This is a genomic window from Flavobacterium hydatis (assembly GCF_000737695.1).
Classification (GTDB): domain Bacteria; phylum Bacteroidota; class Bacteroidia; order Flavobacteriales; family Flavobacteriaceae; genus Flavobacterium; species Flavobacterium hydatis.
This window is the reverse complement of the sequence record NZ_JPRM01000035.1, coordinates 17,209-42,643: the sequence shown is the minus strand read 5'-3', so window position 1 is coordinate 42,643 and position 25,435 is coordinate 17,209. Positions and strand designations below refer to the sequence as shown.

Genomic DNA, 25,435 nt, shown 5'->3' with positions numbered 1-25,435 from the left:
TACTTTATAAAATAGAAAAATCCACTTTATTGTTAGTAAAGTGGATTTTTGATTTAAGATTTTATTTATAAACTTCTAGGTTATTTTGTTGCCTGTTGATTATCTTTCATAAACTTCTGGAAGTTTTCTTCGGAGGCAAAATAGGCGACATTTCCTTCTTCGTTTAATGATACGATATATGCCGAGGCTTTATCGATTTTTTCTCCTGTAAATGGGTCTGTTGCTTTACGAACGCTTTCGTCGGTTGGGATTCGTTCTACGCACATTGCACAACATCCGTAGTACATTTTCCCATCAAAGGGAACTTCCATTTGCTTTTTTTCCATGTGTTTGTCATTGACCATACATACCTCATCGGTAGGAACATGTTTTGCTATGTTGGGAATATCTTGTTGTACTGGCACTTCTTGCGGGGTTTGTACTGCGATTTGTTCTTTGGTTTCTTTGTCTTTGCAAGAAATTAATACTGCTGCAATTGCTGCTATAATTAGATATTTGCTATATGTTTTCATCGTTTTATTTTTTAATTTTTGTTCCTTCTACTATTTCTTCGGTGGCTTTTAGGAGTATGTTATCGCCTTCGTTTAATTCGCCAAATACTTCTATTTTATCCATTAATGGACGTCCTTTTGAAACGGGAATATTTTTGGTCATTCCGTTTTCGATGCGAATTACATACATACCGATATTACTTTCGACTAGGGCTGTTTTTGGAATAAAAAATGTTGCTTCTTTTGCTTGCAACGGTATCATTGCTTCGATTACCATTAGGGGTTTTAGTTCTGGATATACTTTCATTAAATCGGCTTCGATACGTTCGGAACGAAGTTTGAAATCTAGGACTCCTGATTTTCGAGATATTTTTGCCATATACTTTTTCTGAGGTATCGAACTTACCTTGAAATGTATCGAATCGCCTAAGTTTAAAAAGGCTGTATTTGCCTCGGGAACTGATAAGGAAACTCTTAATTTCTTATTATCCTGAAGTACCAGTAAAGGTTTGTCGGAACCTTTTCCCATTGGGCCAACATACGAACCTAAGTCGATGTTTCTTTCGGCAACGATTCCGCTAAATGGTGCTCGGATTACTAAGTAATCGTTCATGATTTGTATTTCCTGATAGGCTGATTTGGCAGCTTCTAGTTGCGCTTGGTCGGCTAGTTTTCTTGCTGTAATCTGGTCTAAAGCATCTTTGGCAATGGCACCTTTTGTTTCATTTGCTTTGAACATTCGGTCGTAATTGGATTTTGTAGCAATGTATATTGCTTCTTGTGCTTTCCATTTTGATTTTGCCGATGCTAATTGTGCCTGAATTTCTGGCGCTTCGAGTACAAGAATAACTTGTCCTTTGGTTACTATCGAGCCAATATCTACAGGAAGTTTCTTGACATAACTGTTTACTTTGGCATAAATAGCCGTTTCTTGGTCAGAAACTAACTCTCCAGCTAGTTTTAATTGTACTAGTGGATTGCTTTTTTTGATGGCTATTGTTTCAAAATTTGGCATCATCATCATTGGCATTGCGTCTGTTTTTTCGGCCTTTTTAGTTTCTGAATTGCAGGATGCAAATACAATTCCGATAAGGATATAATAGATTAGTTTCATATGTAGATAATATTTGTTTTTTATTGGAATATGGTATCGCCATTCTTCATTATTGTTTATGATTTCGAATCATGGCGATTTCATATGTAGATAATTTATTTTTCTGATGTTATATAATGTGTACTGTTTTCGTCCTCTGGGTCTAATGATGGGGATTGTGTCGATGCTTTGCCTTGTATCCATACAAATACTAATGGTAATAGGAGCAATACACTAAATGAGGATGCGATTAATCCGCCTATTACGGCTCTTCCTAATGGTGCGACTTGGTCTCCACCTTCGCCATGTCCTATAGCCATAGGTAACATTCCTGCTATCATTGCCAGCGATGTCATAATAATTGGACGAATACGAAGTGATGCTGCCTGAATGGCTGAGGTTAACGCATTCCCGTTTTGCATACGTAAGGTTTCGGCATTACTTATTAATAATACGGCATTGGCAATAGATACTCCTACGGACATAATGATTCCCATGTATGATTGTAGGTTTAATGTTGAGCCTGTTAGTTTCATTAATAACAATGAACCTAAGATTACAAATGGAACGGTTGTTAGGATCACAAACGAAACTTTGAACGATTGGTAATTTGCCGCCAACATTAAGAAGATAACCATAATGGCAATTAATAATCCTAATGCCAAGCTGCTCATGGTTTCATCTAATACAGGTACCATTCCTGAGATTTGAATATTTACTCCTTTTGGTAATTCTCCTAATGAGGCAATTGCTGCTTGTACATCTTTTTGCGCACGGCCTAAATCGGCATTATGAATGTTTGCCGTAACAGGCGTGTAACCCATTGTTCCTAGATTGTAACTTTCGCCCAAAACTTTTGTTGGGGTTATGGTTGCTACATCGCCAAGAACTGGTCGGTCGGAGTTTTTTCCTAATGGAACATTAAGTAATTCGTCCTTACTGGTTAGTATATTTTGTGGCGTTTGTACTTGTACATCGTAAGCAATTCCCATCATTCCACCTACCCACATATTCTTGCTTGTATAGCGTGAAGATGCTGTAATTGGTACTAATGAACGAGCAATATCTTGTGCATCGATTCCTAATTGTGCAGCTCTCATTCTGTCGATATTAATTTCGAACGCTGGATAGCTCAATGATTGCGGAATTTGCTGGTCTCTTAAATAGTCAATTTCTTTTAGTTTTGCCAGTAATTTATTGGCATACATGATGTTCATTTTTTTCATCATTCCAGAAAAACGAACTTCGATAGGCGTATTAGTTCCTTGGCTAAGTATCTTTTCTGTTAGTTCTATTGGTTCGAAAGAAAAATGCAATTCGGGCATTTTTGTTTTCATGTGGTGACGGATTTTTTCTTTTAAATCATTGGTGTTTCCGTCAAAATCTTTTAATGCAATTTGCATCAACGCTTCGTGTGGTCCTGCATTATATAAGTAAATTGGGCTTACCGCAAATGATGATGGATGCTGACCGATAAATACAGAAGAAATTGCAATATGGTCTTTGCCAATTACCGTTTCTAGCTCACGTAAAACCTGTTTAATTTTTAGCTCTGTTTTTTCGATTCGAGTTCCTTCGGGTGCTTTTATACGTACCTGGAACTGACTTGAGTTTACGGTTGGTAATACATCTTTTCCTGTATTACTATACATTACAAAAATACCTAAGGCTACTACAACAAAACTGACAATTAATATGGTTTTGCGTTTCTCCATTATAGATTGTAAGAACGTTACAAAGCGATTTTTAAATCTATCAAATCTGTCTTCTTTGTGTTCGTGACCTTCTTCTTTGGCTTTCATTAACCAGTTTGCCATTACGGGAACAAAGGTTTGTGATAGGATAAATGATAAAATCATCGAGAATCCTATAGCAAGTGCCAATGGCATGAATAATGAACCTGGGATTCCTGTCATCATAAATGCTGGTGCAAATACTGCCAAAATACAAAGTAGTATCAATAATTTAGGAAAGGCAATTTCGCGACAAGCATCTAGAATTGCTTTGGCTTTTGTCTTGCCCATTGCAAGATGTTGGTGGATGTTTTCGATAGTAACAGTACTTTCGTCAACCAAGATTCCTATAGCAAGTGCCAATCCTGATAAGGACATAATATTGATACTTTGCCCAAACAATTTAAGGAATAATACACCAGAAATAATCGAAATAGGTATTGTTAAGACTACAATTAAGGCAGCTCTGTTATCACGCAAGAATAGTAATACCATTAATCCGGTTAATAGTGCGCCTAATACGCCCTCGAGTATCAAACTTTTTACGGCATTGATAACATATACAGATTGGTCAAACTCATAAGAAATTGTAACATCGTCTGGTAAATTATTCTGAATCATCGGGATGGCTTTCTTTAAATTTCTTACCACGTCCCAAGTCGATGCATTACCTGATTTTGCAATATTAATATATACAGATCGTGTTCCGTTAATCAAGGCATAACCTGTTGTAATATCGGCTCCATCTTTTACAGTTGCTACATCGCGGATATAGACATTCTCAACTCCGCCTTTAAAAATTGGAATATTTCCAAAATCGGCAACTTCTTTAATTGTATTGTTTGTAGGCGTTAAATAATTAATATCATCAATGTATATATTACCAGATGGTGAGGTAATATTATTGCGACTAATAGCTTCTACAATTTGCTCAGGAGTTAATTGATGCGTACGTAATTTATTCGGGTCGATGTTTATTTCGATAGTTCTTGGGCTTCCGCCAAAGGGTGGTGCGGTGGTTAATCCCGGAATTTTAATCAAAAATGGTCGAGCCGTAAAGTTGGCAATATCCTGTAACTCGTTATTGGTTTTTGAATTACTCTTGAAAACCAATTGTCCAACAGGTTGCGATGATGCATCAAATCTGATGATGAATGGAGGCGGAGCTCCCGGCGGTAAAAATACCTGAGAACGGTTAGACAAAGCATTGATTTCGGCAATAGCCTGCCCCATATCTGTACCTTCATAAAAGTTTATTTTCATTAAGGTAAGTCCTTGTGTATTCTTGGTTTCGATGCTTTCGATTCCGCTTGTAAACAACATCATGTTTACGTACATCTTGGTAAAATAACCTTCCATTTGTTGTGGTGTATAGCCATTAAATGAATGGGCAATATACACGACTGGAAGATTCATATCTGGCAGAATATCTACCTTTATATCTTTGGTAGCTTTAATTCCGAAGAATAAAAGCCCTAGCACCATCACCATAATCGAGATGGGCTTGCGCAAGGCAAAACGTATTAAATTCATAATTTATGCTTTAGTATATGGCGTTTAATAAAATAGTCAGATCACCCTTGGCAGCAGCTTTAATCCATAAGGCTTGCCAGATGTTGTTTTGTGCTATTTCATAGTCTATTTCGGCTCTGTTAAGCGTATAGAAAGATTGAGTCAGGTCTACAATAGTCGTTAATCCGTTATTGTATAATGCAGTATGTTGTTGGTAAGCCTCTGTCGCAGCTTTTACTTGGGTTTTGGTTTCTTCAAAATTTTCAAATGCATTTTTTAATTTGTCATCTGCCAATTTTTGTTGTGCCACAAGCTCTTGATTCATATAATCATATTCCTTTTGCAAGGATTGTGTAATGAATTTTTGCTCTTTCTTTTTGGATGATTGACGGTATACATTCATCAGATTCCAACTTATGCCAATACCAACAACATAATTGCTACGGTCTATGCCAATTCCATCTGAGTAGGATTTAGAAAAAGCTGAATTATCTTGTACATAATTCCAATCGAACCCTGAACCTCGACCTTGTATTGCACCAAAGGATGAAATAGTAGGAAGCCCAAGTGCAGATTGTAGTTTTTCTTGTTGCACGCTTTTTTGAACCGCACTGTTTTGCCATTCCAAAATAGGATGTTTACTAGTTTCTAATGAAGATTCAAGAAGTAGCGTAGGAGTTTTGTTGGTAAAAAGGCTATCGAGTTCGTACTTACGATATTCCTCGCCCATCATAACAGCCAGTGCTTTGGAGTAATCGAGTTCTAAATCATTGGCTTTTATTACTGCCGATTTAGCATTGGCAACTTCGGCTTTCGCCAAAGAAAAATCGACTTCTGGAATCAAACCACTATTAGAACGGCTCTCGGTAGTTGTAGCAACAACTTCGGCACGTTCTAGGTTTTTATCCTGAACAAACTTTACACGTTGTGCAGCCAAGAGATTTAAGTAAGCAGCACCAACTTTTACCTGATGTTGGAATTTTAGTTGGTCTAAGTCTTTTTGAGCCACAGTTTCATCGGCTTTGGCAATAGCAACCTGGTTTTTTATTTTACCAAAAGTAAATAGATTCCAATTGATGTTAGCTAGGTAAAGCGAGCCAAAAGCAGCATTCCAGTTTTGTTCCTGCAAGGGCATAGAAGTCGATGCAACACCCAAACCTCCGTAACCATATAAAGGTCCGTTTTGAGCATTTATAGTTCCATAACTTTGTTGTGCCATCAATGTGAAATCAGGCAAATATTGACTTTTTTGGTATATTACATTTTCTCTCGAAGCAAGTACCATTGCTTCTTTGGCTTTTATTTTTTCAAAATTCTGAACAGAACGTTCAAGAGCATTTGGTAAAGTTACGGTCTGTGCCAAAAGATTTCCAGAGGCAAGACCGATGAATACCAATGCAAAGAATTGCATTTTCATACATTTATATTTAAAATTAAACAATAGAAGTCCCATGCTATTCTTTGGGAATAACACAGTTTATCAATTGAATAAAATCAAATACGGTATACGCAATAATAGACGTAGAGTAGAGTGTTCCTAATAGGAATAGTTGTAAAGACGTATGAAAATCCAGAAGTTTTTACCTGTGGAAGTTCATAGCCAAAGACAACTTTGAAGAAATGAAAAGGCAAGGCAACTCCTAGGTATTTAAAAGGAGGAATCTCAGAAGTTGCTTTTTGCGCCTTTTCTGTTATTTTTAATAATTTGGTTTCATGTTTGCAGCAATCCTTACGTATTTTTTTGTCTTTAAAAGCACATTTGGTACAAGGTTGACCTTGTTTGTTTTGTGCAAAAAAATAAGTTTCCTGTTGAACTCCTTTACAGATATGAGTATTCTTGGTAAAGCCACAAGACAGTACCAAGTAAAAGAAGGAGAGGAATAGGATTAATGCTTTTTTCATATCAGGGAACAAAGGTTGCTATCTTCTTGCAAATCGTTGTTGTATAATTTTGGTAGATATTTGTAAGATTTACAATTTTTATTTTGCCATTAAGAGATTAAGGGGATTAACCGCAAAGTACGCAAGGGTTTACGCAAAGGGCACAAAGTTTCTCCACGATATTGTCACCCTGAGGAACGAAGGGTCTCCGCAAGTAACTCGATAATGTGGGGCAATTTTATAAGAACATGGAGTATATACGCTATATATCAGTTTTTCACCATTAAAAGGGGGTGAGAAAAGTGTAAGTTTAGCTTAATGAAATTTAATCTCTTAATGGTGAAAAAAAATATCTTGGAGAAAACTATTATGATTATTGACTTAGATATACACTTAAATCAACTCGATGGATTTGTTGCGGTACATTAATTACTGGTTTTCTAACCAAAGATTCATTGGTTAAATAATAATGCAAACCATCTTCGGTTGCAATACCTTCAATTTGATGGAATGGCAATGCAATATTGATTCTTCGTTTATTACCCGATAGAAAATCATTGTTTTTATAATCGTATAAGAGATATAAAAATGGTTTTCCGATTTTAGAATATCCACAAAGGACAATCCGTTTTTTGGAAGGCAAATAATTAGCTCCAGTTACCAATCCTTTTACATCAAGGGTTTCTTTTAGTTGAGCCACATGATTTCCGGTTGTATTGGGTAAAACATAAATACTGGTTTTAGTATTTTTCCATTGTTTGGTAAACAAATAAATGCTGTCGGTTGTAACGATGAAAGCTTCGCAATCAAAGTTGGTTTTGTTTGGACTTTCCTTGGTTAAACTGGTTTGGTTGGAGTAAGAAAACGAAATGGTATCGATGATAGCTTTTCCTGCTAGAAACGATTCTTTCTCGATTTTCAGAATATGCAAATTGCTTCTGTTTCCTCTATAATTATTCCCGAAATCGCCTAGGTATATATGTGTGCTGTCTTGCGAAATCTCTTCCCAGTCGGTATTGATTACTTTCTCTAGTACAATTTTCTTTTTAATCTCTCCTTGATGATTTATGCCATAAATGGTTGTGTCATGGTCGTCATTATGCGTCCATAATAACGAATCAAAAGCTATTAATCCCGAAGTTTCTTTGATAGAATCACTAAGTTTATTAGAATAATCAGGTTTTATCTTTACTGATTTGTAAACACAACTTCCATCATTCTGAGTAGCTTTCGGATTGTAGTTTTTAGACAGCGGGTCTGTACAACCTAAGATTTGTCCATGAGTTGAAGTAATGCATAAAAAGAAAAGCAAAAGGGCTTTTTTCATTGTGATGAATTGTGATTATCAAAAGTAGGGGAATATTAACTCATTTTTATAAAATTAGCCCTTGGTCTTTTACTTTGTGTTCATTTCAATTTTTTCTAATCTTTTTTCTATAGCTGATAATTTTTCATTTTGCTTTTCAAGTTCAATGATTTTATTATTTTGAGATTTAATGTTTTTTTCTTGAGCAATACTATAAAGCGTCAATTCTTCAATTTTCTTCAATAGACTCATATTCATTTCGGCAAGCATAAGCCCATTTTTTTTGATTTCTTTTGCAGATGGGATTTCTGGTAAATGACTGTTTTGTTTGATGAATTCTTCTACTTCTTGTAATGATTTTAATTTGTAATCATTTACGAAGACATAATCTGGTGCAGGAAAATCGAGGTCTATTCTAACTTCCTTAGCATGAATTTTTCCATTTACAGTTAGTTTTTCGTCTGGGTTTGTTGTGCCGATACCTATGTTACTCTTATTTATAGTTAAATAGGTTTTTCCTTCATTTCCCCATGACTGAATATCGTCATTTGGATCTCTTTCCCACCAAGTTCTAGTATCAGTACGTGGAGTCATAAAAGAGGCATCTACAGAGAGACCGTCATGTAATCTAGCAGTCCACCAATTATCTGATGTAGCATCTCTTATAAGCCATTTTTTATTCATCATTTTATTATTGCTTCCAGTACTACCTCCAATTTCATTAATTAATTGAAATGAATTAGTAGTTGAGCTTAGAGGTGTAGACTCAAAACTTTTTATTGTACCAACGACATCGAGTTTTGTTATTGGGTTTGTTGTACCGATTCCTACATTAGCATTTGATCCTTTTATGGTTAAGGCATCAGTATAGAAACTCTCAAACTCTGCTTTACTGGCAGTTGTTTTCACTTTAAAGGTTAGGTTCCCAAAATTTGTATCAACATCGCTTAAAACAATTTTAGCACTTTGTACATTTCCTGTACTTGAAACTTTTGTTAATGCCATTTTTGCGTCAAATGAAGCTCCATCTCCTGTACCACCATTAATGTTTAATTTTTCAATAGGATTATTGGTTCCAATTCCTATAAAATTATTGTTAGTAGAGTTGCCTTGGATTGTTCCATATATCTGTGCTTGTAATGAAACTATAGAAGTCATTATAATTATTGCGCTTAGTGTGATTTTTTTCATAATAGATTCGGTATTATTTCAATTGGTTTTCAATTTTAGAAAGTCTTTCTGATAAAGATTTAAACCCTTCATTTTCTTTTTCTAATTTTTCAACTTTTTGTTTTAGATCTAAATTGTTTTTATTCTGCTCAATACTATAAAGCGTCAATTCTTCAATTTTTTTTAATAAACTCATATTCATTTCGGCAAGCATCAATCCATTTTTTTCGATTTCTTTTGCTGATGGAATTTCTGGTAAATGGCTGTTTTGCTTTATGAATTCTTCTACTTCTTGTAACGATTTTAGTTTATAATCATTGGTGAAGACATAATCTGGTGCAGGAAAGTCTAGATCTATTTTAATTTCCTTAGCATGGATTTTTCCGTTTACAGTAAGTTTTTCATCTGGTTTTGTTGTGCTGATTCCTACATTCCCATTTGGATGACAAAATAGATTATATATTTCAGGACTATCCCATGCAGATTTTGTTGCTATGCCTATACCAGGAGTATGATATTCAGGCGGTATCGCACCGAAAATGTAACTAATTTTATCAGAATCAGCATTTTGAAATTCAATATAACTAGTTTTAGTTAAGGATGATGGATTATAGTAATATGTAGTATTTGTAAAGTTAATTTTAGACGTTTTTATTGTTCTGGCAGTAAAATCTGATTTTATATTGTTTAAATTTCCGGAATGCCATATTTTATTCCAATCATTCCAACCAAATGACCATCTACCAAAATAAATTTCATCTGTGCCTATGGCATTTACTAAACTGGCGTAATTGTTTGTATCGAAACCAAAATTTATTCCTTGATAATAGTTTGAGCCTAGCGTATTATTTGTAGGTGTTACTGCAATCCATTGTCCATTAATATTTGAAAATGGACCTAAATTGGTTTCTATATTTCGAAGAGGGAAATAGGTTTGAGCATTTATAGACGTTATAGATAGTCCTAATATAATTATCAGGAGGCTTAATTTTTTTTTCATTTTATGTAAATTAATAGTTATACTTATTTTCTATTTTGAACCATTTTCCATTTTTTCTAATCTTCTTTCTAAGGCTGAAAATTTTTCATTTTGTTTTTCGAGTACTAATATTTTTTTGTTCTGCTCAATCATATACAATGTCATTTCTTCAATTTTCTGTAATAATTTTATATTCATCTCCGATAGATTAATACCATTTTCTTGCATTTCTTTGGCAGAAGCTATTTGAGGTAAATGTTTATTTTCTTTAATAAAGCTTTCTACAAAATTCAATGATGGTAAATCATAATCATTTTCAAAGACAAAATCAGCTCCAGCTTCAACCGTTACTCTTACTTCTCGGGAATTAATGTCACCTGCCACTGTTAGTTTTGCAGTTGGATTCGTGGTTCCTATTCCCACATTACCATTGCCTACTAATGTCATTACATCAATAGGTTCTTTATTTTCAGTACCTCCTGCATATAGTTTAAATTTTAATTTATTATTATCTGGGCGACCTGCTGTAATAGTTGCATCGATACCATGCCAACGATTTACGTTATTAGCTCCACTTTCCAAATCTGATTTGTGACCATATTTGATAAGATTATCAAAAGTACCATCGGTTCCAGATATAGTTAATTTAGAAATTCCACCTAATACACTAAGTTTATCACTTGGGCTTGACGTTCCTACCCCAACATTACCATTATCCATTATAGTAAAACGGTTGTTGCACATACCTCCACTTGTTGAACAACCTAAATTATCATACGCCCAAAATTGTAAACTATTACCATAAACTCCAGTCATATTAAAAATAGTCCACTTTTTGGCTATCCCATTAGATGTTTTAGAGGGATTTTCTAAATTGATATGACCACCTCCATCATTAGTAATAGAGCTAGTAATACTACCATTTGTGACTACCTGGTCACCTTTAAAATTATTTATTCCACGTGTTGCTAGTTCTATCCAAGGATTCCATATGTTAGTATCACCATTTCTTGTTCTAAAAGAAATGTTTTTTCCTTCTAAATAATCAGAGTTTATTTGAGAATCATAATTATTTGCAAAGCCGCCATAACTTATAAGTGAGCCATCCCAAGGTGTTCCTGCTGTAGCATATGAGAAAGTATAACCTCCTTTAAAATTATCAGCCGAATTAGGACTAGAAATACTAGGAGTAGGGTTTAAGGTTTGTGCTTGTACAGAGAGTATTGATGCCATTGTGACTATAATGCTCATGGTAATTTTTTTCATAGAAAATTTGGTGTTATTTTAATTGATTTTCAAGTTTGGCTAATCTGTCGGATATAGATTTAAAGCCTTCGTTTTCTTTTTTTAATGTTTCAATTTCTTGACTTGATTTTTTGTTTTCCTTTTTCATTGTCTCGTTTTCCTTTTTCATTTCAATCATATACAATGTCAATTCCTCGATTTTTTTCAACAAACTCATGTTCATTTCAGCAAGCATGAGTCCATTTTTTTCTATTTCTTTTGCTGATGGAATCTCTGGTAAATGGCTATTCTGTTTGATGAATTCTTCTACTTCTTGTAATGATTTTAGTTTGTAATCATTAGCAAAGACGTAATCGGGAACGGTCATAGGATATGTTAGGTCAATCCTAACTTCCTGAGCGTGTATTTTTCCGTTTACAGTAAGTTTTTCATCTGGATTTGTTGTGCCTATACCTATTTTACCTTGAAACAAAGCCAATGAAGTATAATCTATTCCATTATAGCGTTGTATAAATTCTTGATTGATACCACTATTGTTCCAGATAGTTTGTAATGTTAAACTATATCCAGGGTTTCCAGTAGACCATTTTTGAGAACTATATCTACCTTGAGTTGGTATAGGTGAATTTATATCTAATGTAGCAGATGGATTTGTGGTTCCAATTCCAATATTACCTTCTGTATTAATGCTTAAAGCTTGTTTGTTAACTCCGGTAGATGATACAACATTAAATAACATTGAATTATCTAGCAAGCGAATGTATGAACCACCTCTTGCTGGATTTAATAAGTTTATATTGCCATTATTGGTTGTATAATTATGGACATTATTACCAATACCAACTCCTGAATATGTTAACCCGGGTTCGCTTGCCCATAACAGAAGATCGGCTTCATTTGTATTATTTCCACCTCCTGTAGAATGAAGTGAAAAGCGAGTATCTCCATGATTTCCTTCAATAGTTATTTTTTCAGAAGGTGAGCTTGTACCAATTCCTATATTACTATTTAATGAGGTTCCTAATACAGTTCCGCTAGGGGTATAAAGTTGAGCTTTTACTGAAAATATTGATGTTATTAATGTAATAGCACAGAATGTAATTTTGTTCATGTTATATGATGAATTAGTTTAATTTGGAGTTTTATTTTTTTAACCTTTAATTTCTTAATGTTTTTGGGGTAATTCGGCAAAGATAACTTTTTGACCCAAACAAAAATCTCCGTTTCTGCCGATATTTAACATAAATAAACAAGTTTGTCAGTCTTTTAAATACACCTTTGATTTCTCCTTGAATATTTTATATTTGTTAGTAATAATAATGTAATGGATATGAAAATAAAAGAAGATTTATTCAATAAAAGAATTATTTCCATAGATGCTTTTCGTGGAATTACCATTTTTATCATGATTTTTGTCAATGAGTTGGCAAGTATAAAGAATGTGCCACAATGGATGAAGCATATGCCAGCCGATACTGATGCAATGACATTTGTCGATTTAGTATTTCCTGCATTTTTATTTATCGTCGGGATGTCAATTCCATTTGCATTTAATGCCCGATTAATTAAAGGTGATACACCCAAAACAATCTGGACACATACTTTAAAAAGAGCGTTGGCACTTATTATTATTGGAGTTTATATGGTAAATGCCGAATATGGTTATGATGCATCCAAGATGGTGATTTCTGCTGCATTCTGGGGACTTTTAGCATACACAATGCCAATTCCTATTTGGAATAAATACGACAAATCATTTCCTAAAATCACTAAAAATATCTTGCAATATGGCGGAATGTTGGTTCTGGTAGCGTTATATTTTTTATACGTTCAGGAAAATGGAGATGTGGGAATCACGCCAAAATGGTGGGGAATTCTAGGACTTATCGGTTGGGCGTATTTAATTGCTGTGTTGTATTACTGGCTTGTTAACGGAAGATTGATTGCAATGATTGTGTTTCTTTTTATTTGTCTTGTAGCAAATATTTTAAATCAAATCGAAGGATCGTTTGTTCATGAAATAAAATGGATAGGCTTTATCGCTGGACATATGACGCACGCTACACTTGTTTCGGCAGGAGTAATAATATCACTTTTGTTTTTTGAGGGCAAGATATCAGATAAAATCAATTGGAACGTAATAGCTTTTGGAGTATTGTTTTTTGTGTTGGGGTATCTGTTACGACCGTATTATGAGATCTCAAAAATAAGAGGAACACCTTCTTGGGTACTATATTCAGCGGGTATTTGTACTGTTATATTTTATTTCTTGTATTGGCTTATGGAAATTAAAAAACAAACCAAATGGAGTAATTTTTTTATGCCAGCTGCAGCAAATCCTTTATTGATTTATATTTTGCCAGGCGTAATTTATTATTTCTGTAAAACTTTTGCGATCCATATTATTCCAGGATATTTCCGCGAAGGAATTCCTGGAATAATCTGGTCTTTAGTATTCTCAACGATTATGTTGTTTGCCATGAAAATTTTTAACAAATACAAGATTCAACTGCATTTGTAAAGTTTCAATTGAATCAGTTTGTGTTGAAAGAAATTATTTATATTTTCGGATATATTTTGAAAATTACATTATGACAGAAGAACAACGCCGACAGATTAAAATTGATAATGATACAATTATTAAACAAAAAGAATATCGTGTAAATGATTGGTTGCCGATTCTGGATACACCAAAACTAAGATCTCTGGAAGAGATTAAAGGAAGAATGTCCGTTATGAATGCTTTGATAAACATTGCGTTTGAAGCTCCAATTTATATTATTAAAGAATGGATAGAGAATCATGATTTAACCAAGTATCTATCAGATTCAGAAAAAGAAATATTAGATAAAGAAAATGATGATTTAACCGAATTTGAAGTTAATTCTTTAAGATGGTATCTTGAGTCTTTATGGGCTTTTATGTGGGTAACAGAAATGATTCCGGGGCTAGAAGCAGAAGAGTATATAGGAGATAATATGGCTTCCCTTTTACCAAATCTGGAAAATGAAGAAGATAATCAAAAAATGGAAAGCTTACAGAATTTAAAATCTGAAGTTGATATTTATACCATGCTAGATTATTACTACCGACTTCATTGGTATTGTGTAGATGAAAGACTAAATGGTCGACAAGCAAAACTAAATGAAGGATTAGTATATGAAAGACGAAAATCGTTAGAATGGATCTATAATCGAGCCGATGATTGGGATAATGTAGAAATGGGTACATAAAATAATAAAAAGGGAGCTAATGATATCATTAGCTCCCTTTTGTGTTTTACAAAATAAAATCACCTCACACGTTTAAAAGCAATTGGACCTTCTCTTTTTTTATTGTCTTTATAAGTCCCCTCAAGAGTATTCCCATCTTCAGATAATGTTAAAGTATGCGTTCCTTGAGTTGCCCAACCTTCAATAGGTAAAGTTACATCAACCTTATATTCTATCGTGTTTCCAGTTCTTTTCCCGACACCACTTTCTACAAATTTCTGTCCTTTCCATTCCAGATAATGAGAAAAAATAACCTTACCATTTTGTTCAGAGATAATAACAACCGCATTTTCTACTCCCGAATTAATATCAGCCCAAACGCCATTAATATCTATCTTTTTATTTTGACCATAAGAAAGATTAAAGAAGAACAGTGTTAGAAATAAGAATTTTAGAATTTTGATTTTCATAGCGTTGAGGTTTGTTAGTTTTATGGTTTTAAGTTTTGAATCTGCACTTCAGTTATTTTTAATATAGCGCCAGAAACAGGATGATAATTCACAAAATTAAATTTGCAAAGATTATGAATATTCACAGGTTTACCGTTTAGTTTAAAATCCGACCAAGGGATTTTTATTGTGGTAAAATTATCAGGAGAAGCAGGTAAATCAGCCATTGCGTGCGTTCCTCCATGAACACAGCCAGTACCAGAATCATTTCCTTCACGAGCTTGGATTTTAATAAGCTGAGATGATTTATAAGTAATACTAACAAAACCAGAATCGCCGGGTAAGTTAGTTGGTTTTCCATCATTAGAACCAGATGGAGTAATCATCACATTTAGTTCAATTTCTCCTGCAGGCGAATCCTTTGCAGTAACAAGAATATAATGCTTCTTTTTTCTAATCTCGTTTATAACATCTTGATTTTCTTTAGTTGGTCCAGCAATATACCAAGTGTTAAAAATAACCAAATCAGAATTGCTATTTACGTTCTGTACAGAAGTTGTTTTGCAGCTTAAAAAAAAGAATGAAAGTATAATAAAACCAAGAGGTAAAAATCTATTAGTGAATGTTTTATATTTCATAAAGAGAAAGCTATTTTTTGCTAAAATAAATAATTCAACAATATATTTAGTTGCAATCATAGATTTCATTCCATATTTCACAAACAAGGACTTATATTTTATATTTTTTGTAAGAATCTTTATTGATGAATTCAAGAGTAAGTGAAATTTTAGTTTTATTTTTGTTAAGAGAGTGTTTTTTAAAACAATTAAAAATGAATTGCTTACAAATAAAAAGTGTTTTGTCTTTTCTTTTTTTTAGCTGTTTTTGCTATTCGCAAAATGACTCCATTACGCACAAAAAAGATTCGCTTCTGCACAATAGTAGAGACATTATCGATGTGTATAAAAGCATTTTTACTAAGAATGATACTGTAAGATATGATACCAAGAAGAAGGTAGCCTTTTCATTGTCTCCTATTCCTGTAGAAGGCAATGGAAATGCCAGAGTAATTATTTCATTTTTAAGCACTTTTTACCTAGGCGATGACCATAAGAAAACAACAATGTCGCAAGTAATTTTCTCTCCTTATTTTAGTTTCTCTAATCAGTATGTTTTCCCAATTCAGTCCTATATATATACTAAGGATGACAAGTATAACTTTACAGGAGATTATCGATTTATGATATATCCGCAACCTACATACGGTTTAGGAGATCATCATCTCGACGACGAAATGTCTATACTTAATTACAAACAATGGCGGTTTTATGAATATGTAACAAGAAAAGTGAAAGGTGATTTTGGACTCGGATTAGGAGTTCTGTTTGATAGTTATCAAAACATTTCCGAGGATTCTAAGATTGAGAGAGAAACCGATTATTTTAAATATATGAGCGGAGATTATTCTGATGATGTTTCATTTGGAGTTGCAATTCAGGCACTTTATGATTCCAGAATTAATAATATTAATCCTGAACAAGGAACCTATCTAGAAGCGAATTTCCGAATCAATACCAATGGAGGACTTAATAATAAAGGCTGGCAATCTTTATATATAGATGCTCGAAAATACCATTCGTTTAGCGATGTAAGACATAAAGTTTTGGCATATAGAGCTTTTTATTGGTCAACAATAGGAGGAGGAGATCCGCATTATCTCGATTTGCCAAGTATAGGCTGGGACCGCCAACAAAAAACAGGACGAGGATTTACAAGAAATCGTTTCCGAAGCAATGCATTATTGTATTTTGAAACCGAATATAGAACAGATATTTCTGCCGATGGATTTTGGGGCGCAGTATTTTTTACTAATATTTCATCAGTATCTAAATTTCAGACATATCAGTTTACCAAATGGAATCCCGCAATTGGTACAGGATTGCGCATAAAATGGAACAAACGTAATAATAGTAATCTCGTAATGGATTTTGGAGTTAGTAAAAATGATTGGTCATTACGGTTTGGTTTAGTAGAAAATTTTTAACTTTCGAACTTTCAAGACTATTTTACATGCAATTATCGGTTATTATCCTCAATTATAATGTACGTTATTTTTTAGAACAATGTGTTTTAAGTGTGCAAGAAGCACTTAAAGATATTGATAGCGAGATTATTGTAATCGATAATGATTCTCCAGATGATAGTTGCGAGATGATCCGTAGTCGTTTCCCCGATATAAAACTGATTAAGAATACCGAAAATTTAGGTTTCCCCAAAGGGAATAATATCGGAGTTTCTCAAGCTCAAGGAGATTATATCTGTATTTTAAATCCCGATACAGTCGTTGCTGAAGATACATTTACAAAAGTATTGGCTTTCGCCAAAGAGCAACAGGATTTAGGAATAATAGGTGTAAATCTTATAGATGGAGCAGGGAATTTCCTTCCCGAAAGCAAGCGTGGGGTTCCAACACCTTGGGTAGCTTTTACCAAAATTACAGGATTGTACAAGTATTTTCCAAAGTCCAAATACTTCAATAGATACTATGCGCAACATTTAAGTAAGAACCAAACAGGAAAAGTCGAAATACTTGTTGGTGCTTTTATGATAATGAAACGAGATTTATATAATGAAGTCGGCGGTTTTGATGAAGATTGTTTTATGTATTCCGATGATATCGATTTATCGTATATGGTTTTAAAAAAAGGTAAAAACAATTATTATTACGCTGAAACTACGGTAATTCACTATAAAGGCGAAAGTACCATAAAAGACGAAAAATACATGAAACGCTTTCAGAACGCCATGAATTTCTTTTATAAGAAACACTTTAAAGTATCATTTTTGTTTTCTCTTTTTATGAAAATAGGAATAGTATTTTTCTCTATCGTTAAAATGATGCAGGGAAAAACGACGGTAAAAACAACTCCAAAAGAATATTTTTTTTATTCCATGAATGATAATTTAGTCGAAAAATTGAGTTTAATTTTACAAAATAAAGTTACATTTTGTAATTTAAAAAAAGAAAAAATGGTAAATTCGTCCCTGATTTACATAGGAAAAGGAGCAGAGGTAATTTTAGATAATCAATACATATCATTCAAGAAATGTATCGATATGATAAAATCTGAAAGACATAAGAAGATTACTTTTAAGATTTTACCCAAAAGCACCGCTTTCTTAATCGGAAGTGATTCAAGTAATGATAGAGGTAAAATCGTTAAAATCACATAAAAATTATATTTAATGTAATTTATATTTAAAAATTTCAGTAATTTCGCAATCTGAAAATCAAAATCACCTTTTAGGTTAACAATATGGCAAGATTTGAATTAAAACTTCCTAAAATGGGAGAAAGTGTCGCTGAAGCAACAATCACAAACTGGTTGAAACAAGTTGGAGACAAAATTGAAATGGATGAAGCAGTACTGGAAATCGCTACAGATAAAGTCGATAGCGAAGTGCCAAGTGAGGTTTCGGGAATTTTGATTGAGCAATTGTTTGGCCAAGACGATTTGGTACAAGTAGGGCAAACTATTGCCATTATTGAAACAGAAGAAGGTTCGTCATTTTTAGTTGATAAAGTAACGGAAGAGGTAGTTGTTCCTGTAGAAGCTGCGGCTATCGAAAAAACAATCGAAGCAGCTAAAGAAACATTTGCCGCTCCTGCAGATTATTCAGCTTCAGATAAATTCTTTTCTCCATTAGTAAAAAACATTGCTAAAGAAGAAAATGTTTCTATTGCAGAGTTAGAAAGTATAAATGGTTCAGGAAAAGATGGTCGAGTAACCAAAGAAGATATATTGGCTTATGTTGTTAGTAGAACAAACAAAGTAGAAGCTCCGAAGGTAGAAACTCCAAAAGTTGAAGTAAAAGTTGCGGTTGCTGTACCAGTACCAGTTAAAGTACCAGAACCAGTAGTTTCAAAAGCAGCACCGGTTTCTGTAAATGGAGGTGACGAAATCATAGAAATGGACAGAATGCGTAAGCTTATTTCTGGATACATGGTAGCTTCAGTTCAAACATCTGCACACGTACAGTCATTTATTGAGGTAGATGTAACCAATATTGTAAAATGGAGAGAAAAAGTTAAAACAGCTTTCGAGAAAAGAGAAGGAGAGAAATTAACTTTTACACCAATTATGATGGAAGCTGTTGCAAAAGCATTAAAAGACTTCCCAGGAATGAATATCTCAGTTGATGGTGATTATATCATCAAAAAGAAAAATATAAATTTAGGAATGGCTGCTGCCTTGCCAAACGGAAATTTAATTGTTCCGGTAATTAAAAACGCAGACCAGTTGAACCTTGTCGGAATGGCAAAAGCGGTAAACGATTTAGGTAATCGTGCAAAAGCAGGAAAACTAAAACCAGATGATACACAAGGCGGAACTTATACAGTAACGAATGTAGGAACTTTTGGAAGTGTTTTTGGAACGCCAATTATCAACCAGCCACAAGTAGGGATTTTAGCTCTTGGAGCAATTCGTAAAGTACCAGCAGTTATCGAAACTCCAGAAGGAGATTTTATCGGAATCCGCCAAAAAATGTTCCTTTCACACAGTTATGACCACCGTGTTGTAGATGGAGCATTAGGAGGAAGTTTTGTAAAAAGAGTTGCTGAGTATTTAGAAGCTTTTGATATAGATAGAGATTTCTAGAAAAATCCCGTCTTATAAATAATTAACCCTTTTAACGTTTTAAATGTTGAAAGGGTTTTCTTTTTACATCATTATTGCATTACAGGTAGTAATCGGCAACTTTCTGAAAAAAACAGGTGAAATTCGTGTTTAAAAATTATATTTGTAAACTTATAAAATTAAAAAATGGAACTGAAACTTAACAAACCAATTTGCTTTTTCGATCTAGAAACTACCGGAATAGACATCGGAAAAGATCGAATAGTAGAAATTTCAATATTTAAAGTTTTTCCAAACGGAAATAAAGAAAGTAAAACTTGGTTGGTGAATCCTACGATTCCAATTCCTCCACAAACTACAGCTGTTCATGGTATTACTGATGAAAAAGTAGCAAATGAGCCTACATTTGCAGTTTTAGCACCGCAGGTTTACAATATGATAAAAGATAGCGATTTGGCAGGATTTAACTCTGATCGTTTTGATATTCCGTTGTTGGCAGAAGAATTGCTTCGTGCAGGAGTTGATTTTGATATGAAAAATAAATGCTCAGTCGATGTGCAGACTATTTTTCATAAAATGGAAGAAAGAACATTAAGTGCAGCTTTGAAATTTTATTGTGGAAAAAGCCTCGAAAACGCACACTCAGCCGAAGCAGATACAATGGCGACATACGAAATTCTTAAAGCACAATTAGATCGTTACCCAGAATTGGAAAATGATATGAAAGCGTTATCTGAATTTACAACCAGAAAAAAAATAGCCGATTTTGCAGGAATGATCGCTTTTGATAAAGATGACGAAGAAATTTTTACTTTCGGAAAACATAAAGGAGCGAAAGTAGAGAAGGTTCTGGAAACTGAGCCAGGATATTTTAGCTGGATACAAAATGCTGATTTTCCTTTATATACTAAAAAAGTATTAACGGCGATTAAATTAAGAAAATTAAATACTAAATAAGTTTTTGGTCACAGTGTCAGTCTTCGGTTTTATACTGGGACTGATTTTGTGTTTATAAAAGACTGTGACTGAAAACTGAGACTGAAAACTAGAAATAATGAAGATCATTTGTATCGGTAGAAATTATACCAATCATATCGAAGAGTTACAAAACGAACGCCCAACAGAGCCAGTTGTATTTATGAAACCCGATTCGGCAGTTTTATTAAAGCAACATCCGTTTGTAATCCCCGAATTTTCTGAAGATATTCATCACGAAATTGAGCTTATTGTTAAAATTAATAAGGTCGGAAAATATATAGAGCCAAAGTTTGCGCACAAATATTACGACCAGATAAGTGTGGGTATTGACTTTACAGCGAGAGATTTACAAGAAAAGTTAAAACAAAAAGGATTGCCTTGGGAAAAAGCAAAAGCTTTTGATGGTTCGGCAGTAATAGGTGATTTTTTGCCTAAGACACAATTTAGTTCGTTGGAAAATATTACATTTGAGTTAACAAATAATTCTAAGACAGTTCAAAAAGGAAATTCCAGTATGATGTTGTGGAAAATTGATGAACTTATTTCATATGTTTCTCAATACTTCACGCTAAAAATTGGAGATATTATTTTTACAGGAACTCCAGCAGGAGTTGCAGCTGTAAAGCCAGACGATGTTTTAGAAGGGTTTTTAGAAGGAAAAAAATTATTCAGAATACAAGTAAAATAATGGCTTTAAAATATAACCTTTCAAAAGTGTACGCACTTTCAGATAACGATCCAGAATTTGTAAATGAAATTCTTAATTTGTTTGTAACCGAAGTTCCTGAGGATTTAAAACAAATAAAAGAAGGGATAAAAAAGAAAGACCATAAACATGCGTATGCGTATGCACACAAAATAAAGCCTACGCTTGATTTGTTAGGGCTTAATGTTGCTTTTGAGGAAATTCTTCAAGTCGAAGCCTGGACAAAGGCAGAGGGTAAAAAGAAAGCCATAGAAGAAACTTTTAAAAGTATAAAAAATCAAGTAAAAGAGGCAATCAAAGAAATTAAGAAAGACTTTGATTTGTAAAACTTCATAGATTGCCAACCTGAAAATTCAGGTTGGGTAATCTTCTCCAGATACAATTCGCTTTGTAACATAATTATAAAACAAGTGAATTTATGTATTTCTTTCTTCCGTTTTCTTCGCGATAAAAGGACTTTCATTGCTATTCCCCGCGCAATTCCTTGCGATAAATAACTTACGTAATAATTTGAATTTTAGATACATGAAAGCAACAATAATTACAATTGGTGACGAAATCCTAATAGGGCAAATTGTAGATACAAATTCTGGTTTTATAGCTAAATCTCTAGATAAAATCGGAGTCGAAATCCATGAAATGATTTCGATAAGTGATGATAAAGAACATATCTTAAGTACGTTTTCTCAATTGCAAAACAAAGTCGATTTGGTAATCGTTACAGGAGGTTTAGGGCCTACAAAAGACGATGTGACGAAAAAAACATTTTGCGATTATTTTGAAGATGAACTAGTTGTTAATCCCGAGGTTTTGGCGCATGTTACAGAGTTAATAGAAGGATTCTATAAGCGACCGATTACCCAAATGAACAAAGATCAGGCATTGGTTCCTTCTAAATGTACCGTGCTTCATAATCAGATGGGAACAGCGCCAGGAATGTGGATGAAGAAAGAAAATACTGTTTTTATCTCGCTTCCGGGAGTTCCTTACGAAATGAAATATTTGGTAGAAAGCGTAATAATTCCAAAAGTAGTAAAAGAATACGAGCGACCTTATATTATTCATAAAACGATACTTACTTATGGTCAGGGCGAAAGTTTAGTGGCCGAGCGTATTGAAGATTGGGAGAATAATTTGCCTGACTTTATAAAGTTAGCTTATTTACCAAATCCGGGAAGAGTGCGTTTGCGACTTTCTGCTCGAGGTACAGATAAAGAAATGCTAGAAGCGGCTATCGAAGCCAATGTGCAATCGCTAGATGCTATCATTCATGATATTATAGTAGGTTTTGATGATAATGAAACTCTAGAAGTAGTAGTAGGACAATTACTAACAAAAAAAGGAAAGACGATTGCAACTGCAGAAAGTTGTACAGGAGGAAAAATCGCGTCACTTTTGTCAGCGGTTTCTGGTGCTTCAAGCTATTTTAGAGGTAGTGTAGTTCCTTATTCAACCGAGATAAAGACTACTGTTTTGGGCGTTCCGGCCGATTTAATAGAGGAAAATTCCGTAGTAAGTGCGGCAGTTGCTTCATCGATGGCTTCAAACGTAAAACGCATAATGAAAACTGATTACGCAATTGCGACAACTGGGAACGCTGGACCAGCAAAAGGAGACTCAAATGCAGAAATTGGGACGGTTTTCATTGCAATAGCCACTCCAAACGATGTAATTGTTGAAGAATTTAACTTTGGTCAACCACGTGAAAAAGTGATAGATAGGGCTGTAATTAAAAGTTTAGAAATGTTACAGAAAGAAATTTTAAAAAATGTACACTAATTTTTTGTTTCAATCGTTTATTTTTCTTTTCTTTGCACCCTGATTTTGAATAACGATAAAACATAAGTATAATGTCAAGAGTTTGTGACCTTACAGGTAAAAGAGCGATGGTAGGAAATAACGTTTCTCACGCTATGAACAAAACTAAGAGAAAATTTTCTGTGAACTTAGTTAAAAAGCGTTTTTATCTTCCAGAAGAAGATAGATGGATTACTCTTAGAGTAGCAGCATCTACGATAAAAACAATTAATAAAAATGGAATTTCTGCTGTTTTGAAAAAAGCGCAGTCAGAAGGATTTATCAAATAATCTTTTCCAAAATAAATATATAGCAAGATGGCAAAGAAAGGTAATAGAATCCAAGTAATTTTAGAATGTACTGAACACAAGACTTCTGGTGTAGCAGGAACTTCAAGATACATTACAACAAAGAACAAAAAAAATACTCCAGACAGATTAGAGATTAAGAAATTTAATCCAATCTTGAAACGTGTAACTGTTCACAAAGAAATTAAGTAATAATTAGAGATTTTATAAATCTCAATGGTTTTCCATTAGAGCTTTATAGAAACTTCAAATAACATTTGAATCATGGCAAAGAAAACCGTAGCATCGTTACAAACATCTTCTAAGAGATTATCAAAAGCCATCAAAATGGTAAAATCTCCTAAAACTGGTGCATATACATTCGTAGAATCTATTATGGCTCCTGAAGAAGTTGATACTTTCTTGAAAAAGAAATAATTAACAATTACAATATATAGAAAAGCTACTTTCATTCGGAAGTAGCTTTTTTATTTTTTATATTTGTCTCAAAATTTAGAGAAGCCAAACAAAAGTTCTTTTTTAATCAAAGTTCCCGCTTTTGCTGCAATCTTTTGTTCTGAACTCTAGAACAAGAAAGGATTTTTCTGCAAACGTAGTTCACTGAACTCCTATGTAATTGGAAATGATGTGAAGTAATCGGGTTAATTAAATACAATTTGTCTTTTTTAAACTTTAGGATTGTTGTAGATTGTGAGAAAAATCTAAATAATTCGAAAAACTAACAACCTATATAAAATGAGTTTTTTTAAAAAAATATTTTCTTCCGATAAAAAAGAGACATTAGACAAAGGTCTTGAAAAATCTAAAACTAGTTTCTTTTCTAAATTAAGTAAAGCTGTAGCCGGAAAATCTAAAGTCGATGATGACGTTTTAGATAATTTAGAAGAAATCCTTGTTTCTTCGGATGTTGGAGTAGAGACAACATTAAAAGTTATTACACGAATAGAAAAACGCGTAGCAGCCGATAAATATTTAGGTATCGATGAGTTAAACCAAATCTTGCGAGAAGAGATTGCAGGTTTATTATCGGAAACCAATACAGGCGAAGCAACTGAATTTGTAATTCCGATACAAACAAAACCATACGTTTTAATGGTAGTTGGTGTAAATGGAGTAGGTAAGACTACTACAATCGGTAAATTAGCTTATCAGTTTAAAAAAGCTGGTTATAAAGTGGTTCTAGGGGCAGCAGATACTTTTCGTGCAGCAGCAATTGATCAATTGCAAATTTGGGCAGATCGAGTAGATGTACCAATCGTGAGACAGAATATGGGGAGTGATCCAGCATCTGTAGCTTTTGATACCTTACAATCTGCAGTAGCACAAAATGCCGATGTGGTAATTATTGATACAGCAGGGCGTTTGCATAATAAAATTAATTTGATGAACGAATTGACAAAAGTAAAGCGTGTAATGCAAAAAGTTGTAGCCGATGCGCCACACGATGTACTTTTGGTTTTAGATGGTTCTACAGGACAAAATGCTTTTGAGCAAGCAAAACAGTTTACCGCTGCAACCGAAGTAACAGCTCTTGCTGTAACTAAACTAGACGGAACTGCCAAAGGTGGAGTTGTAATAGGTATTTCTGATCAGTTTAAAATTCCTGTAAAATACATTGGTGTAGGAGAAGGAATTGAAGACTTGCAGGTCTTTAATAAATATGAGTTCGTAGATAGTTTCTTTAAATAGTTTTCAGATGAGTTTTAATAATATTCCGCCGATTTATTTTTATTTTGGTAGTATTCTTTCTTTTGTTTTATCTAATATTTTTAGAGAACAAAACATAACATTATATTACGTTTTATTAGTAGTAGGAGTTATTTTATTTCTTTTAGGCCTTCTTAGAAGAATTCAAACAAAAAGATAGTTTTAAGTAATCAGAATTCTTGATTATAGGTTTTATGATGTAAAACTTTTGTAAATAGAATAATGACT

At 33.6% G+C, this 25,435-nt stretch carries 25 protein-coding genes; 13 read left to right on the top strand and 12 right to left on the bottom strand.

Going from position 1 to position 25,435, the window contains the following annotated elements; translation table 11 throughout:
- Positions 1-80: 80 nt before the first annotated feature.
- The 10 genes from IW20_RS18850 to IW20_RS25520 all read right to left on the bottom strand — a co-directional run bounded on the left by IW20_RS18850 (position 81) and on the right by IW20_RS25520 (position 12,521).
- Positions 81-512, bottom strand: coding sequence for a hypothetical protein (locus tag IW20_RS18850; RefSeq protein WP_035626011.1), 432 nt, complete (start codon positions 510-512; stop codon positions 81-83).
- 4 nt (positions 513-516) lie between these two features.
- On the bottom strand, positions 517-1,605 hold the full coding sequence (locus tag IW20_RS18845; RefSeq protein ID WP_035626008.1) for an efflux RND transporter periplasmic adaptor subunit: 1,089 nt from the start codon (positions 1,603-1,605) through the stop codon (positions 517-519).
- A 95-nt stretch (positions 1,606-1,700) separates the two neighbouring features.
- Entirely contained in the window at positions 1,701-4,850 is a 3,150-nt protein-coding gene (locus IW20_RS18840) for an efflux RND transporter permease subunit (RefSeq protein WP_035626005.1), read from the bottom strand.
- A gap of 10 nt (positions 4,851-4,860) precedes the next feature.
- The gene (locus IW20_RS18835; RefSeq protein WP_035626003.1) at positions 4,861-6,246 is read right to left on the bottom strand and encodes a TolC family protein; all 1,386 of its coding nucleotides are present in this window, start codon (positions 6,244-6,246) and stop codon (positions 4,861-4,863) included.
- A 77-nt stretch (positions 6,247-6,323) separates the two neighbouring features.
- Positions 6,324-6,731, bottom strand: coding sequence for an HYC_CC_PP family protein (locus tag IW20_RS18830; RefSeq protein ID WP_035626001.1), 408 nt, complete (start codon positions 6,729-6,731; stop codon positions 6,324-6,326).
- 352 nt (positions 6,732-7,083) lie between these two features.
- Complete coding sequence (locus IW20_RS18825; protein WP_035625998.1) at positions 7,084-8,037, bottom strand: hypothetical protein; 954 nt, start codon at positions 8,035-8,037, stop codon at positions 7,084-7,086.
- Positions 8,038-8,106: 69 nt separating this feature from the next.
- The gene (locus IW20_RS25535; RefSeq protein ID WP_051885965.1) at positions 8,107-9,207 is read right to left on the bottom strand and encodes a hypothetical protein; all 1,101 of its coding nucleotides are present in this window, start codon (positions 9,205-9,207) and stop codon (positions 8,107-8,109) included.
- A gap of 13 nt (positions 9,208-9,220) precedes the next feature.
- Positions 9,221-10,186: a THO complex subunit 5 gene (locus tag IW20_RS25530; protein ID WP_051885964.1), complete on the bottom strand. Its 966-nt coding sequence runs from the start codon at positions 10,184-10,186 to the stop codon at positions 9,221-9,223.
- Positions 10,187-10,216: 30 nt separating this feature from the next.
- Positions 10,217-11,431: a hypothetical protein gene (locus IW20_RS25525; protein ID WP_123869490.1), complete on the bottom strand. Its 1,215-nt coding sequence runs from the start codon at positions 11,429-11,431 to the stop codon at positions 10,217-10,219.
- Positions 11,432-11,444: 13 nt separating this feature from the next.
- The gene (locus IW20_RS25520; RefSeq protein WP_051885960.1) at positions 11,445-12,521 is read right to left on the bottom strand and encodes a tail fiber protein; all 1,077 of its coding nucleotides are present in this window, start codon (positions 12,519-12,521) and stop codon (positions 11,445-11,447) included.
- A gap of 219 nt (positions 12,522-12,740) precedes the next feature.
- Here IW20_RS25520 and IW20_RS18800 point away from each other — a divergent pair, with 219 nt between their 5' ends.
- Positions 12,741-13,931 carry a DUF5009 domain-containing protein gene (locus IW20_RS18800; RefSeq protein WP_035626071.1) on the top strand — a complete coding sequence of 397 codons (1,191 nt, stop codon included), beginning with the start codon at positions 12,741-12,743 and terminating at the stop codon, positions 13,929-13,931.
- A gap of 70 nt (positions 13,932-14,001) precedes the next feature.
- On the top strand, positions 14,002-14,643 hold the full coding sequence (locus tag IW20_RS18795; protein ID WP_035625995.1) for a DUF4272 domain-containing protein: 642 nt from the start codon (positions 14,002-14,004) through the stop codon (positions 14,641-14,643).
- Between the two features lie 59 nt (positions 14,644-14,702).
- On the opposite strand, the gene IW20_RS18790 is transcribed toward IW20_RS18795, so the two are convergent.
- Positions 14,703-15,092, bottom strand: coding sequence for a hypothetical protein (locus tag IW20_RS18790; protein ID WP_035625993.1), 390 nt, complete (start codon positions 15,090-15,092; stop codon positions 14,703-14,705).
- Between the two features lie 20 nt (positions 15,093-15,112).
- Positions 15,113-15,709 carry a hypothetical protein gene (locus tag IW20_RS18785; protein ID WP_035626069.1) on the bottom strand — a complete coding sequence of 199 codons (597 nt, stop codon included), beginning with the start codon at positions 15,707-15,709 and terminating at the stop codon, positions 15,113-15,115.
- 194 nt (positions 15,710-15,903) lie between these two features.
- On the opposite strand from IW20_RS18785, the gene IW20_RS18780 reads away from it, so the two are divergent.
- The 11 genes from IW20_RS18780 (at position 15,904) to ftsY (ending at position 25,189) form a co-directional block, all read left to right on the top strand.
- On the top strand, positions 15,904-17,115 hold the full coding sequence (locus IW20_RS18780; RefSeq protein ID WP_081912516.1) for a BamA/TamA family outer membrane protein: 1,212 nt from the start codon (positions 15,904-15,906) through the stop codon (positions 17,113-17,115).
- A gap of 26 nt (positions 17,116-17,141) precedes the next feature.
- Complete coding sequence (locus IW20_RS18775; RefSeq protein ID WP_035625988.1) at positions 17,142-18,305, top strand: glycosyltransferase family 2 protein; 1,164 nt, start codon at positions 17,142-17,144, stop codon at positions 18,303-18,305.
- Positions 18,306-18,388: 83 nt separating this feature from the next.
- The gene (locus IW20_RS18770) at positions 18,389-19,732 is read left to right on the top strand and encodes a dihydrolipoamide acetyltransferase family protein (protein ID WP_035625985.1); all 1,344 of its coding nucleotides are present in this window, start codon (positions 18,389-18,391) and stop codon (positions 19,730-19,732) included.
- A gap of 165 nt (positions 19,733-19,897) precedes the next feature.
- Positions 19,898-20,668: a 3'-5' exonuclease gene (locus IW20_RS18765; RefSeq protein WP_035625982.1), complete on the top strand. Its 771-nt coding sequence runs from the start codon at positions 19,898-19,900 to the stop codon at positions 20,666-20,668.
- Positions 20,669-20,765: 97 nt separating this feature from the next.
- Positions 20,766-21,377, top strand: a complete 612-nt coding sequence (locus IW20_RS18760) for a fumarylacetoacetate hydrolase family protein (protein ID WP_035625979.1) — start codon at positions 20,766-20,768, stop codon at positions 21,375-21,377.
- Positions 21,377-21,721 carry an Hpt domain-containing protein gene (locus tag IW20_RS18755; RefSeq protein WP_035625977.1) on the top strand — a complete coding sequence of 115 codons (345 nt, stop codon included), beginning with the start codon at positions 21,377-21,379 and terminating at the stop codon, positions 21,719-21,721. Before IW20_RS18760 ends, IW20_RS18755 begins: the two co-directional genes overlap by 1 nt.
- A 199-nt stretch (positions 21,722-21,920) precedes the next feature.
- A complete protein-coding gene (locus IW20_RS18750; protein ID WP_035625974.1) occupies positions 21,921-23,174 on the top strand; it encodes a CinA family nicotinamide mononucleotide deamidase-related protein in 1,254 nt (417 codons plus the stop codon).
- A 71-nt stretch (positions 23,175-23,245) separates the two neighbouring features.
- Positions 23,246-23,482 carry a 50S ribosomal protein L28 gene (rpmB, locus tag IW20_RS18745; RefSeq protein WP_007805815.1) on the top strand — a complete coding sequence of 79 codons (237 nt, stop codon included), beginning with the start codon at positions 23,246-23,248 and terminating at the stop codon, positions 23,480-23,482.
- A gap of 27 nt (positions 23,483-23,509) precedes the next feature.
- Entirely contained in the window at positions 23,510-23,692 is a 183-nt protein-coding gene (gene rpmG / locus IW20_RS18740; RefSeq protein WP_017495179.1) for a 50S ribosomal protein L33, read from the top strand.
- A gap of 72 nt (positions 23,693-23,764) precedes the next feature.
- Positions 23,765-23,917 carry a DUF4295 domain-containing protein gene (locus tag IW20_RS25825; RefSeq protein WP_007805819.1) on the top strand — a complete coding sequence of 51 codons (153 nt, stop codon included), beginning with the start codon at positions 23,765-23,767 and terminating at the stop codon, positions 23,915-23,917.
- A 318-nt stretch (positions 23,918-24,235) separates the two neighbouring features.
- Entirely contained in the window at positions 24,236-25,189 is a 954-nt protein-coding gene (gene ftsY / locus IW20_RS18730) for a signal recognition particle-docking protein FtsY (protein WP_035625969.1), read from the top strand.
- Positions 25,190-25,435: the final 246 nt, after the last annotated feature.